General features: G+C 70.3%; 15 protein-coding genes. 5 read left to right on the top strand and 10 right to left on the bottom strand.

Annotated features, from left to right (window positions below):
* From I2501_RS06380 to I2501_RS06355, 6 genes are all read right to left on the bottom strand, one after another.
* Complete coding sequence (locus tag I2501_RS06380; protein WP_196192819.1) at positions 1-948, bottom strand: ABC transporter permease; 948 nt, start codon at positions 946-948, stop codon at positions 1-3.
* A 165-nt stretch (positions 949-1,113) separates the two neighbouring features.
* Entirely contained in the window at positions 1,114-2,994 is a 1,881-nt protein-coding gene (locus tag I2501_RS06375) for an ABC transporter substrate-binding protein (protein ID WP_196192818.1), read from the bottom strand.
* Positions 2,995-3,521: 527 nt separating this feature from the next.
* A complete protein-coding gene (locus tag I2501_RS06370; protein WP_196192817.1) occupies positions 3,522-5,894 on the bottom strand; it encodes a hypothetical protein in 2,373 nt (790 codons plus the stop codon).
* Between the two features lie 147 nt (positions 5,895-6,041).
* On the bottom strand, positions 6,042-6,596 hold the full coding sequence (locus I2501_RS06365; protein ID WP_196192816.1) for a DUF6113 family protein: 555 nt from the start codon (positions 6,594-6,596) through the stop codon (positions 6,042-6,044).
* Positions 6,593-7,507, bottom strand: coding sequence for an N-acetyl-1-D-myo-inositol-2-amino-2-deoxy-alpha-D-glucopyranoside deacetylase (gene mshB, locus I2501_RS06360; protein WP_196192815.1), 915 nt, complete (start codon positions 7,505-7,507; stop codon positions 6,593-6,595). The genes I2501_RS06365 and mshB overlap by 4 nt, the downstream gene beginning before the upstream one ends.
* Before the next feature lie 106 nt (positions 7,508-7,613).
* Positions 7,614-7,808 carry a hypothetical protein gene (locus I2501_RS06355; protein WP_196192814.1) on the bottom strand — a complete coding sequence of 65 codons (195 nt, stop codon included), beginning with the start codon at positions 7,806-7,808 and terminating at the stop codon, positions 7,614-7,616.
* Positions 7,809-8,345: 537 nt separating this feature from the next.
* On the opposite strand from I2501_RS06355, the gene I2501_RS06350 reads away from it, so the two are divergent.
* From I2501_RS06350 to I2501_RS06335, 4 genes are all read left to right on the top strand, one after another.
* Positions 8,346-9,332, top strand: coding sequence for an ABC transporter ATP-binding protein (locus I2501_RS06350; RefSeq protein WP_196192813.1), 987 nt, complete (start codon positions 8,346-8,348; stop codon positions 9,330-9,332).
* A 2-nt stretch (positions 9,333-9,334) separates the two neighbouring features.
* A complete protein-coding gene (locus I2501_RS06345) occupies positions 9,335-10,051 on the top strand; it encodes an ABC transporter permease (protein WP_196192812.1) in 717 nt (238 codons plus the stop codon).
* Between the two features lie 145 nt (positions 10,052-10,196).
* Positions 10,197-11,387: a sensor histidine kinase gene (locus I2501_RS06340; RefSeq protein WP_236045891.1), complete on the top strand. Its 1,191-nt coding sequence runs from the start codon at positions 10,197-10,199 to the stop codon at positions 11,385-11,387.
* Complete coding sequence (locus I2501_RS06335; protein ID WP_328806236.1) at positions 11,384-11,989, top strand: response regulator transcription factor; 606 nt, start codon at positions 11,384-11,386, stop codon at positions 11,987-11,989. The genes I2501_RS06340 and I2501_RS06335 overlap by 4 nt, the downstream gene beginning before the upstream one ends.
* Positions 11,990-11,998: 9 nt before the next feature.
* Here I2501_RS06335 and I2501_RS06330 read toward each other — a convergent pair whose 3' ends face one another.
* From I2501_RS06330 to I2501_RS06315, 4 genes are all read right to left on the bottom strand, one after another.
* Positions 11,999-12,685, bottom strand: coding sequence for a VC0807 family protein (locus I2501_RS06330; protein ID WP_196192809.1), 687 nt, complete (start codon positions 12,683-12,685; stop codon positions 11,999-12,001).
* On the bottom strand, positions 12,682-13,332 hold the full coding sequence (locus I2501_RS06325; RefSeq protein ID WP_215909291.1) for a TetR family transcriptional regulator: 651 nt from the start codon (positions 13,330-13,332) through the stop codon (positions 12,682-12,684). The genes I2501_RS06330 and I2501_RS06325 overlap by 4 nt, the downstream gene beginning before the upstream one ends.
* 188 nt (positions 13,333-13,520) lie before the next feature.
* Entirely contained in the window at positions 13,521-14,369 is an 849-nt protein-coding gene (locus I2501_RS06320; RefSeq protein ID WP_328806235.1) for a transglutaminase-like domain-containing protein, read from the bottom strand.
* 86 nt (positions 14,370-14,455) lie between these two features.
* On the bottom strand, positions 14,456-15,478 hold the full coding sequence (locus I2501_RS06315) for a GNAT family N-acetyltransferase (RefSeq protein WP_196192808.1): 1,023 nt from the start codon (positions 15,476-15,478) through the stop codon (positions 14,456-14,458).
* 112 nt (positions 15,479-15,590) lie between these two features.
* Between I2501_RS06315 and fdxA the strand changes: the two genes are divergently transcribed.
* Positions 15,591-15,917, top strand: coding sequence for a ferredoxin (fdxA, locus tag I2501_RS06310; RefSeq protein ID WP_196192807.1), 327 nt, complete (start codon positions 15,591-15,593; stop codon positions 15,915-15,917).
* Positions 15,918-15,926 lie beyond the last annotated feature (9 nt).

The raw sequence follows: 15,926 nt of genomic DNA, 5'->3' as shown, positions 1-15,926 counted from the left end.
TCACACCAACTTGATGCGCGGGTCGGAAACGGAGAGCAGGACGTCCGCGATCAGGTTCCCCACGACGGTGAGGATGGCCGTCAGCAGCGTGTACGCCATCAGGACGTTGTAGTCGTCGTTCTGCAGGGCGTTGATGAACATCAGGCCCAGGCCGTTGATGTTGAACGCGTACTCGATCAGCACGTTGCCGCCGATGACGATGGGCAGCGAGAGGCCGATCAGCGTGATCATCGGCAGCGCCGAGTTACGCACCAGGTGGCGCGTGTGGACCAGACGCTCCGGCAGACCCTTGGCGCGCGCGACCTTGATGTAGTCCTGCGCGAGCACGTCGAGAGCGGCGGACCGCTGGTAGCGGGAGAACGAGGCGACCTGGGTGATCGACAGCGAGATGATCGGCAGGATCAGGTCCTGCCACGATCCGAGCGCACCGGTCAGCGACTGGTTCTGCGAGACGTTCGGGTCGACCCAGCCGAGGTTCAGCGCGAAGACCTGGATCAGCAGCAGCGCCACCATGAAGGTGGGCATGGAGTAGAAGATGAACGCCAGCGTGGTGGCGGTGACGTCGCCGGCGGTGTTGCGCTTGATGGCCTGGTAGATGCCCAGCGGCAGGGCGACCAGGATGGCGACCACGACGGAGGAGACCGACAGGAAGGCGCTCAGCGGTGTCTTCTCGGCGAACATCGAGTTCACCGTCTGGTTGTTCTTGTAGGACCAGCCGAAGTCTCCGTGCAGCAGGTTGCTGATGTACGTCCAGAACTGGTCGTACCACGGCCGGTCGAAGCCGTTGGCGTGGTTCCACGCCTTGATGGCCGCGGGGGACGCCTTCTGGCCGAGGACGTCGGTGGCAGGTGACGGCGAGATGATGTGCAGCATCAGGAACGTCACCAGGGCGATGCCGAGGACGACGATGATCGCCGTGCCCAGGCGTCGGATGAGATAGCCCGCCATGTCCGGGGTCTCCTCCTCAGTAGTGGTTCGCGGGGGGAGGGGGGTGGGCCCCCAGCGAGATGTGCGGGGGCCGGGTACTGCTCAGCCCACTCGGCGCTCGGCAGGAGTGGGCTGGGCAAACGCCGGATGTCGGGGCGGCTGGGTGGGGCCGCCCCGACGGTCGGACTAGTTGGTGAAGTACATGTCCTCAGGGTTGAACATGTACTGCGTGGTGGCGCCGAAGGCGTCCGAGCTGCCGGAGACGTTCGGGGCCCAGGCCATCACGAGGTCCGGGACGGGCTGCCAGATCACCGGCTCCTGCGAGGAGGCGTCGGTGAGCTCCTTCTGGATCGCCATCGAGTCGGCCGAGGTCATCGAGTTGTTGATGTCGGCGTCGAGGGTCGGGTCGGAGTAGCCACCCGCGTTGTACGACCCACCCGTGTTGAGCAGGTTGTCCGTGCTCGGGTAGATGTTGTTGGTGTTACCGCCGAAGTCGGCCATGCCCCAGTTGTTGTCGTTCTTCGGGCTGGAGACCGTGGACTCGTTCTGCAGCACGTTGTTGAACGTGTCGGGGTGCAGCGTGACGTTGATGCCCAGCTGCTTGAGGTTACCGGCGAACGCGGTGTCCTCCTTGCCGAGCGCGTCGGGCTGGGTGCTGTAGTACAGCGAGAAGTCGAGGTTCTGACCCTTGGTGATGCCCGCACCACACTGGTTGGCGGCGGTGCCCGGGCTGGTGCAGGTGGTCTCGCCGTTGGCGACCACGTTCCAGCCGTGCGAGGTCAGCAGCTGCTTGGCCTTGTCGGGCGAGAACGGGTACGGGTTGTTCAGCACGCTCGACGGGGCGTACGGCGACTTCGGCGCGGCCGGGACGGAGCCGTAGGCCGGAGCGCCGGCGCCGTCGAAGGCACCCTTGATCTCCGCGCTCTGGTCCTGCAGGTACGCGAAGGCCTGACGGATGTACAGCTGGGAGACAGCCTTGTCCCAGTTGTTGGTGGTGTTCTTGAAGTTGATGAAGATCTCGTTGTTACCGAAGTCCGGCAGGCCGTAGACGTTGTACTTCTTCGCCTTCAGCTTGTTGACCTGCGGCAGCACCGAGTAGTCGACCGGGCCCATGTCCAGCTTGCCGCTGAGCAGGTCGTTGAAGATCGCGGTGTACGAGGTGTACGCGAGCTCGTCGACCTCGTTGAAGGTCGGCTTGCCCTCACCGGTGTACGCGGTGTTGGCCGCGAAGTCGGCCGCGCCGGTGGAGGTGTTGTAGCTCTTGATCTTGTACGCGCCGTCGACGACCTGCCACAGCGGGTTGGTGCCGTAGGAGGCCAGGTCCTTCGACTGCGAGGCCAGGAAGTCGTAGATCGCCTTGGCGTTGGCCGGCTTGCTCGGGTCCAGGATCGGGCCGTTGGCCGACGCCTTGGCCCACGCGTGCTCCGGGAGCGGGATCAGCTGGGCGAAGTCCGTCGACAGGACGAAGTCCGGGTTGTACGCCTTGTTGAAGGTGAAGGTCACCGTCTGCGCGTCCGGCGCGGACACCGAGGTGACGTTGTCCGGGAACTGACCCGGCGTGTAGTTGCCCGCGTTGGCCGGGTTCTCGGCGACGGCGGCCTTGTACAGGTAGTAGAAGAACAGCACGTCCTGGGAGGTCAGCTTCTGACCGTCCGACCAGGTGTACTTGCCGTTCAGCTTGATGGTGAAGGTCTTGCCGTCGGCCGACACGCTGGGCTTGCTGTCGGTCATGGAGCGGGAGTAGTCCCAGTCCGGGGTGGAGCCCTTCGGCGACCAGAACAGCGTCCGCCAGCTCAGGTACTGGAACTCGTAGGCCGTGAAGACCGAGGAGTTGGCAGCCGGGGTAAGGGGGAAGATCCAGTTCGGGGCCCCGCCGGGGGACTCGGCGTACGTGAAGGTGCCGCCGGCCTTGACGTTGGTGTTCGCGGCCGGGATCGCCCCGTAGGAGTAGTCGGTGGCCAGCTTGGTGCCGTTGCTGCCCCCGCTGCTGCTGCACGCCGTGAGGGCCATCGCCCCGACCGCCACGAGGGCGGCTCCCTGCAGGACCCGAAGGTTCCTTCTGCTCATCTTCCCACTCCCTAGGGACAGTCAAGGTGACATAGCCGCTCGCAGATGTTCAGCCGAAACCACCATCAACGCAGCTTGACGCTCATCCTGATGGGCAATTGGTGCACCTGTCGACGGTAGACGGATCAAAGATTGATAACGCTATGAGCTGCGGTAATGCCCAATTTTCGATACGGCCATTACCGTGCCACCCCGGAAGCGGGTGGCAGGCATCTCTGGAGAGTGCATCGCGCCTGGGGTGAAGTGTCCGATAATCGAACAGTATTGATGACGCATCGTCCATAACGGACAAAGGCCCACAGGCGAGGGCAAGACGTGATCGATGCGATGAAATTTATGGGAGAAATTCAGCACACGGACCGGTCGCCGCCGGGTAATTGTCGATTGCAAAAACACGCGTAGAGCGGTATTGCAATCCGCCCTTTGTTGGACCTTTCCCTGGCATGCGCGAGGCCCCGGACACGCGCTCGGCGGCGCTTGTCCGGGGCCTCGGGTCGGGCCGTACGGCCGACGGGTCAGACGGGTGCTCAGATGCTCGTCGAGGTGGCCCCGCCCGGAGTGCTGAGCAGCGACGACAGCGCCGCGGCGACCGCCTCGGGGGTGACCGGCTGCCCGTTCTTCATGGTGACGCCGACGAAGGCCGTGCCGTAGGCGTTGGCCAGCTCGGTCATGTTGAACACCGGCGTGAACTGACCCGAGGCGTTCGGACGCAGGGTCAGCGCATGACTGAAGGTGTTCTTGCCGAAGAGCACCGGCGAGCCGCCCGCGATCACCTTGAACGGCTGCTTCATCGCCCAGGCCCCGATCGTCTGCGCGGCCTGCTGCGCCGCCGCCGAGTCGCCGCCTGCGGCTCCCGTGGTCGTCGGCAGGGTGACCACCTGGTCCGGGTGTCCGGCGGCCCGGCTGCGGAACGCCTGCTCGACCAGCGGGACGGCGGCGTTGACGTCCAGTCCGCTGCTGGCCTTCGGCAGCGAGATCTCCACCTTGCCGCTGGAGGAGAAGTGGATGTACGGCTGTGCGCCGCCGACCCCCGAGCCGCCGAGCTGCTGGAGGGCGGAGCGCAGCTTGTCCTCGTCGATGACGACGACGGGGGCGACGGCCTTGCTGCCGCTCCAGATCGACTCGATCACGGTGACCGGGTTGTAGCTGTGCTGCGCCACGTTCTGCACGGTCGCACCGGTGTCGATCGTGAGGCCCGCGACCGAGGGGTTCAGCGTGGCGGCCTTGCCGTCGATCGTGACCTGGATCGGCTGCGCGGCCAGCTTGCCGAGGCTGCCGTCCAGTGCGGTGACCGCCTGGTCGCGGGTGTCGCCGCCGATCGACTGGCCGAGCACTGTGGTGCCCTTGGGCACGTCGGCCTGATTCAGCATCAGGCCCGCACCGTAGGCGACGGCGCCAAGCACCACGACGGCGCCGATGCCCGTCCCGGCCAGCTTGCGGGCCTTGCCGCCGCCGCGCTTCTTGCCGGACGCGGCCTTGGACGAGGACCCCGCCTTCGGTGACGCGGCACCACCGGCGCCGTCCGCCGAGGGCTCCGGACGCGGCGGCGCACCGGCGCCGCCCGTACCGCCCGCGAAGCCGTCGCCGACCGGGTGGCCGTTGGCGTCGGTCACCGGCTGGAAGGCAGGCATGGCCGCGGTCTGCTCGGCCGCGTTCTGGCCGCCCGGCTGCTGGGTCTGGCCGCCTTGGGCGCCGCCCTTCTGCTTGCGCTGCTTGGACCTGCCCTGCTTGGGCTGCGCGTCCGGCTGGGCCGGAGCGGGCGCGCCCGGACCGGCGGCCGGACCGACGCCGGGGCCGACGGGCGGAGCCACCGCGCCGAAACCGGCCGGGGCCTGAGGGTCCGTCAGGTTGGGGAACTGCAGAGTCCGCGGGAGCCCGCCTTCCGCGCCGACCACGCCGGGGCGATCAGCGGCCGGGCCGGCGCCTATCGGCCCACCCATGGGGCCGGGCTCGCCGCCGCCGATGCCGCTGCCGAAGCCCTCGGAGCCGCGCGGGCGCCCGGCGTTCGGGACCGGCCGGGGCGGAAGCGTCTGCGAGCCCGTCGACGCCTGGGGAGCGCCCAGACCAGGACCCTGGCCGGGCCCCTGCCCCGGGCCCTGGGCCCACGGCGAGGAGGACTGCGTGTCGTAGCCCAGCGGCGACTGCTGCTGCAGGTCCGCGGTCGGGAACTGCAGGGTGCGCGGCGGCTGCGGGGGCTGCTGCGACGGCTGCTGCTTCGCCTTCGCCGGCCGCTGGGGGAGCGGCTGCTCCCCGGTCTGCGAGGGGCTCTGCGGCTGCTGCTGCGGCGGTGCCTGGAACTCCCCGGTCTGCCACGGCGGCGCGGGCGGCGCCGGGGGCACGGACCGGTCGGGCGCCGACGGCCCCGCCGGTGCGGCCGGAGACGCGGGCGGCGGAGGCGGCGTGGACTTCTTCCGCGGAGCGAACCAGCCGCTGTTGCTCTGCGACTGGCTGTCCTGGGCCGGGGCCGCCTGGTCCGCGGTGCGCCACTCGGCGGGGAGGTCCGGCGGAAGCGCGGTGCCCTGGCCGGACTCCATCACACCGAGGACCGGCGAGCCCGAGCTGTCGGCGCGGTGCCGACGCGGCATCGACTGCTCGCCCGTCTCCTCGCCACGAGGGTGGCGCGGCGCGGGCTGCTCGCCCGTCTCCTCGTTGATCGGGCTGCGCACCACGACCGGCGGGATCGGCCGCGATCCCGGGATATTGATCTTGATGCGGGTGGTGAGCGTGGTTTCCGTGCGCGGTTCATCGCCGCTCTGCGCGGGCTGACCCGACCCGGCGTGCCCCGGCTGGCCGGACTGCCCGGCCCCAGGAGTCTGGCCCGTTCGCGAGAACGGGTCGCCCGGGACGCCGTAGGGAGGCGTGCCCGAAGGGTAGGAGTCGCCGCCCTGACGAGGCGACATCGGATTGTCAGATTCTCGACTCACTGCTGCTCCGGTTCGCGCCCCGCCGGCGGGGCGAGGTGCGGTTGTGGATCGTTGTTCCCCGCGTCCCGTGGGGCTGCGGTTGCGGTGTGTGGAACCGCGGTCTCCAGCGTTGCGGGGACCACCTTACTGGGAGCGGTCGCGGCGCGGTCCTGCCGGAGGGAGAGGGGTAAGAGGAGAGAGTGACGGACGTGCGATGCAGAGCACGGATCCGAGCAGGCCGAGGAAGAGCAGGGCCACCCCCGTCGCACTCCCGTCGAGGAGTTGACTGCCCACCGGGGTGGTCAGACTGGCCAGCAGCAGCGTGACCAGCCAGGTCAGCGTAGGCAGCGCCGCGCCCGTCTTCGTGCCCGTCAGAACGCTGCCGCCGTAGGTGAGTGCGAGCACCCCGGCCGCGCCGAGGACCAGGCCGCCGCCGCTCCACAGGTCGGCGATCAGCGCACCGGCCAGGCCGATGACGACACCGAGCACGGCCAACCCGACATAGCTGACCATCCGGGCGCCGCGCCCGATCGGGTAGCGGCGCCCGGGCGGCAGCGACGTACCGCTGCGCGGTGCGGGCACACTCGGCCCGCCGCTCGCGCGGCCCCGGGCAGGCCGGCCGTTCTTCCCGTCCTGGCCCTTGCTGCCCCGGGCCTTGTCGTCCCGGCCGTCGTCGTCAGGAGTCTGAGGCCGGCTCACTCGGTCACCCCGGCGAAGAGGTCGAGCTCCCAGCCCGACGCGGCGTCACGCGGACCCGCGTCGCCGCGGACCAGGCGGTAGTACTCGACGGCGGGCAGCGGCTGGCCCAGGTCGTTGGAGAGCGCGAAGAACGGGCCTTCGACCGAGATCTGAGTGACGTGCGCGCGCATCGCGGCGGCCTTGGCCGCGGCGAAGGCGCTGCCGTCGACGGCGGCCGTCACCTCGGCGTCGTCGACCACGCCGGGGACGTCGTCCGCGGAGGCGATGCCCGGGAACGGCGAATCCTTGCCGGCGGCGCGGAGTGCGGCGAACCCGGCCTCGACCACGGAACGCGGGATGACGTTCCAGTAGACCTTGGCGATGTGGTGCGGTGCGCCCAGCTCCGGCCGGAAGGCCGGGTCGGCGGCGAGCTCGGCGCCGCGCATGGCCACCCGGTGCGCCTGGATGTGGTCGGGGTGGCCGTAACCGCCGTTGGGGTCGTAGGTGACCAGGACCTGCGGACGGACCTCGCGGATCACCAGGACCAGCTCGGCCGCGGCCTCGTCCGGATCGGCCTGCCAGAACGCCTCGGGATGGCCGTTGCTGGCCACGCCCATCATCCCCGAGTCCCGCCAGCGGCCGGGGGAGCCGAGGAACCGGTGGTCGGTGACCCCGAGCTCGCGCATCGCGGCGGCCAGCTCGGTGATCCGGTGCGGGCCGAGCGCGTCCTCGCGGTGGGCGACGAGATGGGCCAGGTCGTTGCCGATGACCTCGCCCTCCTCGCCGAGGGTGCAGGTGACCAGCGTGACGCCGGCCCCCTCGGCGGCGTAACGGGCCATCGTCGCGCCGTTGCCGATCGACTCGTCGTCGGGGTGGGCGTGGACGAGAAGCAGGCGCCGGCCGGCGCGAGCTGCCGAGGGTGAATCCGTCATGGGGTCAGCGTAGGCGGTGGCACCGACAGCGACGGACACGGCACCGTCGCGTCACGACGGCGGTAGCCGGGGCCGGGCTGATCCGGCGCGGGTGCGAAGCCGGGCCCTACAGCTTGAGGCCGGTCAGCATGCCCGCGACGCTGGTGGTCACGGTCTTGATCGACGGGGCGATCGAGCTGGACGCCAGATAGAACCCGAGCAGGGTGCAGGCGAAGGCGTGCCAGCCCTTCAGCCCGGAACGCCTCATCAGGACCACCACGATGATCAGCAACAGCACCGCTGCGGAAATGGGCAGAACCATCGCGTGTCACACCTCTCGGTCGTGCGGTTGTGGACGGCGGGGACTGCCGCCCCGTGGGACGAACGCACCCGGGTGATACCCGTGGGGTGACGGTCGAGTCACTTTCCGTCATCATGCAAGGCCGGTCGCGCCGATGCACGACCCCGGCGCGCGGGCGGCGCGTGGACGCCGGGGTGGCGGGCCGCCGCGCGAGGGCCGAACGGGTGACGCGGGGGAGCGCCGGGTTTGCCCGAAGACCCCTCGCGTTCGCCCGCGTGTTCGGTGCGGCGCACGGGTCGGAGCGGGCTCGCGCCCCCGCTGACGTCGTCGGACGCGGTTCCGGTCGGGGTCCGCTGCGGCCGAACGAGCGAACCTGTCGTTCGTACTCGACCGTTCGAACGACGCTGCGCCGCCCGGGTGAACGCCGGCCCCTCCCGATCGGTGCCCGCGTCGGCCGTCGCGGATCGCTGGTCACGGCACGGACCGTGACATCCGTCATGGGCAGCCGAGGAGGGGTGGCACTGACGTCGGCACCCCGTGATCCGCGAGTCTTCTCACATGACAACTTCCACCGAGCAGTACACGGGGGCGGACCGGAAGGTCGCCGTGGGCGCCGACCGCGACGGGCGGGCGGCCGGGGCCGCCGAGGTCGCCGCGTTCCGCGGGGTCAGCAAGAGCTTCGGCAGCGTCAAGGCCGTCAGTGACAGCTCCTTCACCCTGCACCGCGGCGAGACCGTCGCCTTCCTCGGCCCGAACGGGGCCGGGAAGTCCACCAGCATCGACATGCTGCTGGGCCTCAAGGACCCGAGCGCCGGACAGGTCAGCCTCTTCGGCGGCACGCCCCGCCAGGCCGTCGTCGACGGCCGGGTCGGCGTCATGCTGCAGAGCGGCGGGCTGCTGCCCGAGGTGACCGTGCGCGAGCTGGTCACCTTCGCCTGCAAGGTCCACCCGCGCGGCTACGACGTCGACGCGGTGCTCACCACCGCCCAGATCCTCGACATCGCCGACCGCAAGGTCGACAAGCTCTCCGGCGGCCAGGAGCAGCGGGTCCGGTTCGCGCTGGCCACGGCGGGGGACAGCGACCTGATCGTCCTCGACGAGCCGACCACCGGCATGGACGTCACCGCCCGCCAGGCCTTCTGGTCGGTGATGAAGGCCCAGGCCGACGCCGGCCGGACCATCCTCTTCGCCACGCACTACCTGGAGGAGGCCGACGCCATCGCCGACCGCGTCCTGGTGATGCACAAGGGCCGCCTGATCGCCGACGGCACCGCCGCCGAGATCAAGGCCCGCGCCGGTCAGCGCCGGATCTCCTTCGACCTGCACCCGCAGGACGGCACGGTCGACACCTCCCTGCTGCACACCCTGCCGGGCGTCACCACGCTGGACCTGAGCGGCCACACGGTCCGCATCTCCACCTCGGACGCCGACGCCACCATGGCCGCGGTCTACCGGGCCGGCTTCTACCCGCGCGGCCTGGAGGTCGCCGGGGTCGGCCTGGAGCAGGCGTTCATCACCATCACCGCAGCGGCCGAGGAGAACTGACGATGTCACAGCTGGTGAAGCTCGAAATCCTGCGGGTGCTGCGGAACAAGCGCTACCTGTTCTTCACCGTGGTCTTCCCGGTGATGATGTTCCTGCTGTACTCGTCGCAGTTCAAGAACCAGACCTTCGACGGCATCTCGTACCGGACCTACTACATGGTCTCGATGGCGACCTTCGGCACCCTCGGGGCCGCGCTCAACACCGGGATGCGGATCTCGCTGGAGCGCAAGAGCGGCTGGACCCGTCAGCTGCGGCTGACCGCACTGCCGGGCTGGGGCTACCTGCTCTCCAAGGTGGCCGCGGCGGGCGTGCTGACGCTGCCCTCGGTGGTGGCCGTCTTCGCACTCGGTGCGTTCCAGGGCGTCCACTTCGCTCCGCTGACCTGGGTCGGTATGGGCCTCGCGGTCTGGGGCGGCGGTTTCGTCTTCGCCGCGGCCGGTGTCGCGCTGGGTTACGCGGCCTCGCCGGACGCCGTGCAGCCGATCACGATGATCGCCTACATGGGCATGGCGTTCCTGGGCGGCTCCTGGTTCCCGATCTCCGGCGGCCTGAAGTCGATCGGCCAGTACACGCCGGTCTACCTGTACAACGAGATCGCCAAGTACCCCGTGAGCGGGGTGAGCGTGAGCATGTCCGAGGTCGCCGGGCTGCTCGCCTACCTGGTCGCCTTCGGCGCCCTGGCAGCATGGCTCTACCAGCGGGACCGCAAGGCGCTCTGAGGCTGAACGTGGGAAGCCGACGGGCAGGACGGCCGGGGGGCCGCCCTGCCCGTCCCTTCTCCTGCGGGGTTCCGGACACAGACGGGGGTAAGAAGGCGATATGAACGAGTGCGAGCCAGTTCGGTCGAACCCGGTGAGGATGGGCATGCCTCCCGAGAACCGGCGGCAGATGTTCATCAAGCTGTGCTGGATGCTGCTCTGGCTGGTCTACCTGGCCTATCCCCTCACCGACCTGCTCAACGGCAGCCACACGGTGGCCGGACAGGTCTTCGGCTGGGCGATGCTGGCGGCCTTCCTCGGCTGCTACGTGACGCTGATCATGCGCCGCCAGGCGCGGCTCGACCCCTGGCAGCGCTGGCACGGATGGCTGCTGGCGACCATGCTGGCGATCGCCGTGATCACCACCCTGGGCCTCGACAACGCCTGGCTGGCGCTGTTCGCCTACACGGCCGTCTCGGCCGGCGCCATCCTGCCCACGCCGTACGGGTTCTACGGAGTGATCGGCGTCGCGGCCCTGTTGGTGACGCTGGGCCTGCTGACCCACGAGGACGGCGGCGCACTGGTCGGAATCACCCTCGGCGGGCTGCTCGGCGGCCTGGCCATGACCAGCCTGATGCGGTTGGTCACCACCATGCGCGAACTGCGCGAGGCACGGCAGGCGGTCGCCGCGCTCGCCGCCTCCGACGAGCGGCTGCGCCTCGCCCGCGACCTGCACGACCTGCTCGGCCACTCGCTGTCCCTGATCACCCTCAAGACCGAGCTGACCGCCCGGTTCATGGACCAGGAGCGGTACGAGGAGGCGCGCGCGCAGGTCGGCGACATCGAGAAGGTCTCCCGCCAGGCGCTTGTCGACGTCCGCGAGGCGATCGGCGGGTACCGGCGACCCAAGCTCGCCGTCGAGTTGGCGGCGGCACGCACCGCGCTCAGCGCGGCGGACATCCAGATCGACGCGCCGCTCGACCTGGCCGATCCGCGTCCCGGGCTGGGCCTGGAGCAGGAGGGGGCGCTCGGCTGGGCGCTGCGCGAGGCCGTCACCAACGTCGTCCGCCACAGCGGGGCCACGGTCTGCCGGATCCGGCTGATCGAGGACTTCGCGCCCGACGGAGCGGTCGGCCGGGTGCTGACGCTGGAGGTCGCCGACAACGGCTCCGGCGGCAAACACAGCACTCCGGGCAACGGGTTGACCGGTCTCGGCGAGCGGCTCGCGCTGGCCGACGGATGGCTGGACGCGGGCCTGGCCAAGCGCGGCAAGGGGTTCACCCTGCGCGCGACGGTGCCGCTGCGTCGCCCGATCGATGCCGATCAGGAACCGGTGGCCGGTACCGTGCAGGAGTGATCAAAGTTCTGCTGGCCGAGGACCAGGGCATGGTCCGTGAGGCGTTGGCCGCTCTGCTGGGCCTCGAGGGCGACATCGACGTCGCGGTCCAGGTGGCGCGCGGCGACGAGGTGGTGGCCGCGGCCGAGGCCCACGACGTCGACGTCGCACTGTTGGACATCGAGATGCCCGGCCTCACCGGGATCGACGCCGCGGCCCAACTGCGGCGCGCCTGCCCGGGAGTGAAGATCGTGGTGCTGACCACCTTCGGCCGCCCCGGCTACCTGCGTCGAGCGATGGAGTCGGGCGCGGACGCCTTCCTGGTCAAGGACGCCCCGGCGGCCCAACTCGCCGAGGCGGTCCGCCGGGTGCTGCGCGGCGAGCGGGTCATCGATCCGACCCTCGCCGCCGCGGCGCTGGCCGAGGGCGCCAACCCGCTCACCTCGCGCGAACACGACGTCCTGGCCGCGGCGGCGGACGGCTCCGCCAACGCGGAGATCAGCCGCCACCTGCACCTGTCCGAGGGGACGGTCCGCAACTACCTCTCGGCGGCGATCCAGAAGACCGGCGCGCGCAACCGCACCGAGGCCGTGCGGATAGCGATGGAGAAGGGCTGGCTCTAGGGCCAGGCTCTAGGCCGCCTGCTGGCGTTGTGGCAGCAGTCCTGCCTCGCGCAGGGGGTCGTAGAGGCGGGAGCCGCTGAAGTAGAGCCCGGAGACGGCGTAGTAGACGTTGGTGATCACGATGAGCACCACCGACGTCGCCACGTAGAGCAGCGTGCCGAGCGCCGGGACGGAGTCGACCGGCAGCGTGTAGGCCATGATCACCCGCACCACGGAGTCGGCGAGCAGGGCGACCCCCCAGAGCACGCTGCCGACCCTCCAGATCCGCCGGAACCCGGGCAGCTGCTCCCACAACTCGTCCCAGTCGCCGGGGATGTCGGCCATCCGGCGGCGACCCTCCAGCATCGGCCGGGTGTACAGGAAGGCCAGCGGCCGGGTCGCCCACACCGACGCGATGAACCAGGCGCCGGTGACCCCGGTCAGCCACCCCTCGCGGGCCAGCAGGAACCGCGGACTGCCGCTGATCACCGAGACCAGCGCGCTCAGCACCAGCATCGACAGCATGTAGACCGCCAACCCGTCGGTCTCGCGCGACCGCAGCCACCGCACGACCGCGAACCCGGCTGGCAGCACGGCCGAGAGCACCAGCGTCAGGTACAGCCCGACCCCGGCGGCCCGCAGCACGTAGAACATGGCGGTGGGCACGACGAAGTCGCCCACGAATCGGATGGCCTGGCGTGCTTGACGTGCTTTCATGGCGTGTTCACCCCGTGTGTGGTGGTGCCCGTGGCAGCAGCCGTGCCCAGCGTGAAGAGCGTCACCAACTCCTCGGCGTAGGCGTCGAGATCGAGGTCCGGCGCGGTGCGCAGCAGATACGGCAGCCCGTCCAGCGAGCGCTGGATCGTGGCGGCCATGACGAAGCTGTCGAAAGTCCGGAAGTCGCCGCTCTGCTGGCCGGATTCGAGGATCTGCTGCAGCGGAGTGAAGACTCTGCGCTCGCCGTCCTCGTCATGGCTCCCGTCGTCGACCTCCGCCCCCACGCCGAGGAAGACGGACATCAGCGCGTCCATCTGCTTCCGATGCGTGGCGACGAACGCCACCACCCCCCGGATGTACGCGGCGAGCGCGCTCGGCGGATCCGTGGCCTCGCGCATCCGCTCGGCCATGAAGGCGGTGATCTCGCCGTAGACCTCGGCCATGACGGCCTCGATCAGCTCGTTCTTTCCGGCGAAGTGGTACGAGATCAGCCGCGTACTGCTGAGCTGGGCCCGCTCCGCGATCCGCGCGAAGGACGCCTGCCCGTAGCCGAGTTCCGCGATGGTCTCGATCGTCGCCGCGATGATCTGCGCGCGCCGCGCGGTGGCGGCGACAGAGCGAGTACGACTGGCGTCGTTTACTGGCATGAGTAAAAAGTACGTCGCCTGAGTAACGAAGGCAAGAGGTCTCTTGAGGGCGGCGGCGAAGGTTCTGCAAAGGAGGTGGCTGCACTATCCAGGGGCGCGGGGAACTGCGCGACAAGCCACCCAGCGAGGTAGAGCCCCGAACGCTCAGGGCCATCCGCACAGAGTGGTTGCAACGTCCCTCTATGGGGTCAGTTGAGCCGGTGCCGGGCGGCCTTCGCCTCGAGGCGGACCCGGGCCGCCGACTCCGGGTCGAACGCGTCGAGGATGGTCGCGTACGCGTCCATCTGCTCGGCGCCCTCCAGGAAGTGGCCCGTCTTGACCAGGAGTTCCGCGCGTTCCAGGCGCAACTGCGCCGGGTGGCGGGGGAGGAGCAGGGCCAGCTCCGTGGCCCACAGCTGGGTGCGCGCGTGTTCGGGCCTCGCCGAGGCCCAGTTGCGGATGTTGGCGAGGATGCGCAGCACGATCTCGTGCGGCTCCGCAGGCCGCATCAGGTCGGGGGTCAGCCGGTAGCCGGCCTCGCGGGCCAGGTCGGAGGCGTCGTCGAGGGTGAGCAGCTGGCCGCCGTGGAACGGGTCCACGAAGACGTGCTCGCCCTGCGGATCGCCCACGCCGACCACGAAGTGCCCTGGCAGGCCGAGCCCGTAGACCGGGAGCCCGGTCCGCGCGCCGACCGCGATCCAGACCGCGCTGACCGTGATCGGCAGCCCTCGCCCGCGCCGCAGCACCTCGTGCAGCAGCGAGGACTCAAGCCGGTTGTACACGCCCGCGCCGCCGCGCAGGTCGGCGGAGCCCGCCAGGACGCCGGCCAGCAGTGCCGCGGTCTCCGCGGCCGAGCGTGGCGGGGTCTCCCGGACCGCTGCGGCGACGGACGCCGCCAGGCGGTCCAGGGCGCGCAGCGCCGGGGCGAGGGCCTCGTCGATGCCGCCCGGTTCGGCGGCCAGATCCACCTCGAAGCCCATGAGCAGGCACAGTTGTGCGAGGTCCGGCCGTTCCGCGCGCGCCTCCTCGGCGAACCGCGCCCTGCTTTCCTCGCTCACGGGCGTGGATTCTATGCGCGCCGCGCGCGCCGAGCCCGCATCGTCATCGGATCACGCGACCGGACGTGCCGCCCGGAGGCGCCGGATCAGGACCCGAGCCGGGCGTAACGGTACCGGTAGGCGACGTCGAAGCCGAGCTTGTCGTAGAGCGCCTGCGCCTGCTCGTTGTCCGCCTCCACCTGCAGATACGCGGCTGTGGCACCCTCCTCGGCCGCCCGCGACGCGAGCGCGGACATCAGCGCCGTGGCCAGGCCGCGCCGTCGTGCCTGCGGAACGACCTCTATCGCGCCCACCCCGACCCACGCGCCGTCCACCACGGCGCGGCCGATCGCCGCCGGGCCGCCGCCGATCTCCGGAAGCGAGACCGAGGCGAACCACACCGAGCGCCCGCTGTGCAGCAGTTGCCGCGCCGCCTGCTCCTGCACCGGGTCTCCGCTGACCCGCCGGTAGCGGGCGAGCCACTCCGGACCGGCCGTCCGGAACAGCCGCACGTCCGCGCCGGCGTGGCGGGTGGCCCGGACCAGGTCGGCCAGCGGCGCGGTCCGGACCAGCGTCTCCGCCTCCGTCACGCCCCGTTCCGCCAGCGCCGCGCCGAGCCCCGCCGGGGAGCCGGGCTCGGTGACCTCGACGTAGCCCGGCAGGCCGCGCTCCGCGTACCAGGCCCGGACCCGCTCCAGCGCCTCCGACAGCGGCAGGCCCGGATCCCCGAGCGTCTGCGCGGAGTTGCCGCGCCGGGTGAATCCGGAGGACGCCCGCAGCACCCACTCGCCGAGCGGTTCCTGCTCCAGCGCCGCCCAGCCGCGCGCGGCGATCCGCTGCAGCTCCGCCGGGGGCGGAAGTTCGGGCGCGCTCGCGGAACGGCGCACCGGCGCGGGCGGGACGGGCTTGCCCGCCACGACCTCGGTGACCGGAACCTCGACCGCCTCACCGGCCCGGTTCACGACGGTCAGTACCCCGTTGTCCCAGGATGTGAACACGCCAAGCACGTCCGTGAACACCTGGCGACCTTCGTCAATCCCGGCAACACGCCGGATCATCACACGTCGTCCCAGGTCAGACGGGTTGAGCCGGACTCCAGCGCCCGCGTGTCCGATACCTTGGGACGTCATGACCGCCACCTCCGTTACATCCAGTGCCTTCGACCGGCGATACTAGGGGCGGGCATCGACGACGCCGCGCTTCCCTTGCGCGTATGTAGCCCCTACGAGGAGGAATGACAGCGTGACCTACGTCATCGCGCAGCCTTGTGTCGACGTGAAGGACAAGGCGTGCATCGAAGAGTGCCCGGTCGACTGCATCTACGAGGGCAAGCGGTCCTTGTACATCCACCCGGACGAGTGCGTCGACTGCGGCGCGTGTGAGCCGGTCTGCCCGGTCGAGGCGATCTTCTACGAGGACGACACTCCGGACGAGTGGAAGGACTACTACAAGGCGAACGTCGACTTCTTCGACGACCTCGGCTCGCCCGGTGGCGCCTCCAAGCTCGGTGTGATCGACAAGGACCACCCGTTCATCGCCGCGCTGCCGCCGCAGAACCAGGACCACTAGGACCAAGGA

The sequence above is a fragment of the Streptacidiphilus fuscans genome, from assembly GCF_015690355.1.
Lineage (GTDB): Bacteria > Actinomycetota > Actinomycetes > Streptomycetales > Streptomycetaceae > Streptacidiphilus > Streptacidiphilus fuscans.
Note: the sequence above shows the minus strand (reverse complement) of the source record. Positions and strands in the feature narration are given on the sequence as shown.

Coding starts and splice junctions, on each gene's coding strand:
- I2501_RS06350 (WP_196192813.1), top strand. CDS start 8,346: ATGACAACTTCCACCGAGCAGTACACGGGGGCGGACCGGAAGGTCGCC.
- I2501_RS06355 (WP_196192814.1), bottom strand. CDS start 7,808: ATGGTTCTGCCCATTTCCGCAGCGGTGCTGTTGCTGATCATCGTGGTG.
- mshB (WP_196192815.1), bottom strand. CDS start 7,507: ATGACGGATTCACCCTCGGCAGCTCGCGCCGGCCGGCGCCTGCTTCTC.
- I2501_RS06375 (WP_196192818.1), bottom strand. CDS start 2,994: ATGAGCAGAAGGAACCTTCGGGTCCTGCAGGGAGCCGCCCTCGTGGCG.
- I2501_RS06340 (WP_236045891.1), top strand. CDS start 10,197: ATGCCTCCCGAGAACCGGCGGCAGATGTTCATCAAGCTGTGCTGGATG.
- I2501_RS06315 (WP_196192808.1), bottom strand. CDS start 15,478: ATGACGTCCCAAGGTATCGGACACGCGGGCGCTGGAGTCCGGCTCAAC.
- I2501_RS06345 (WP_196192812.1), top strand. CDS start 9,335: ATGTCACAGCTGGTGAAGCTCGAAATCCTGCGGGTGCTGCGGAACAAG.
- I2501_RS06380 (WP_196192819.1), bottom strand. CDS start 948: ATGGCGGGCTATCTCATCCGACGCCTGGGCACGGCGATCATCGTCGTC.
- I2501_RS06325 (WP_215909291.1), bottom strand. CDS start 13,332: ATGCCAGTAAACGACGCCAGTCGTACTCGCTCTGTCGCCGCCACCGCG.
- I2501_RS06330 (WP_196192809.1), bottom strand. CDS start 12,685: ATGAAAGCACGTCAAGCACGCCAGGCCATCCGATTCGTGGGCGACTTC.
- I2501_RS06370 (WP_196192817.1), bottom strand. CDS start 5,894: ATGTCGCCTCGTCAGGGCGGCGACTCCTACCCTTCGGGCACGCCTCCC.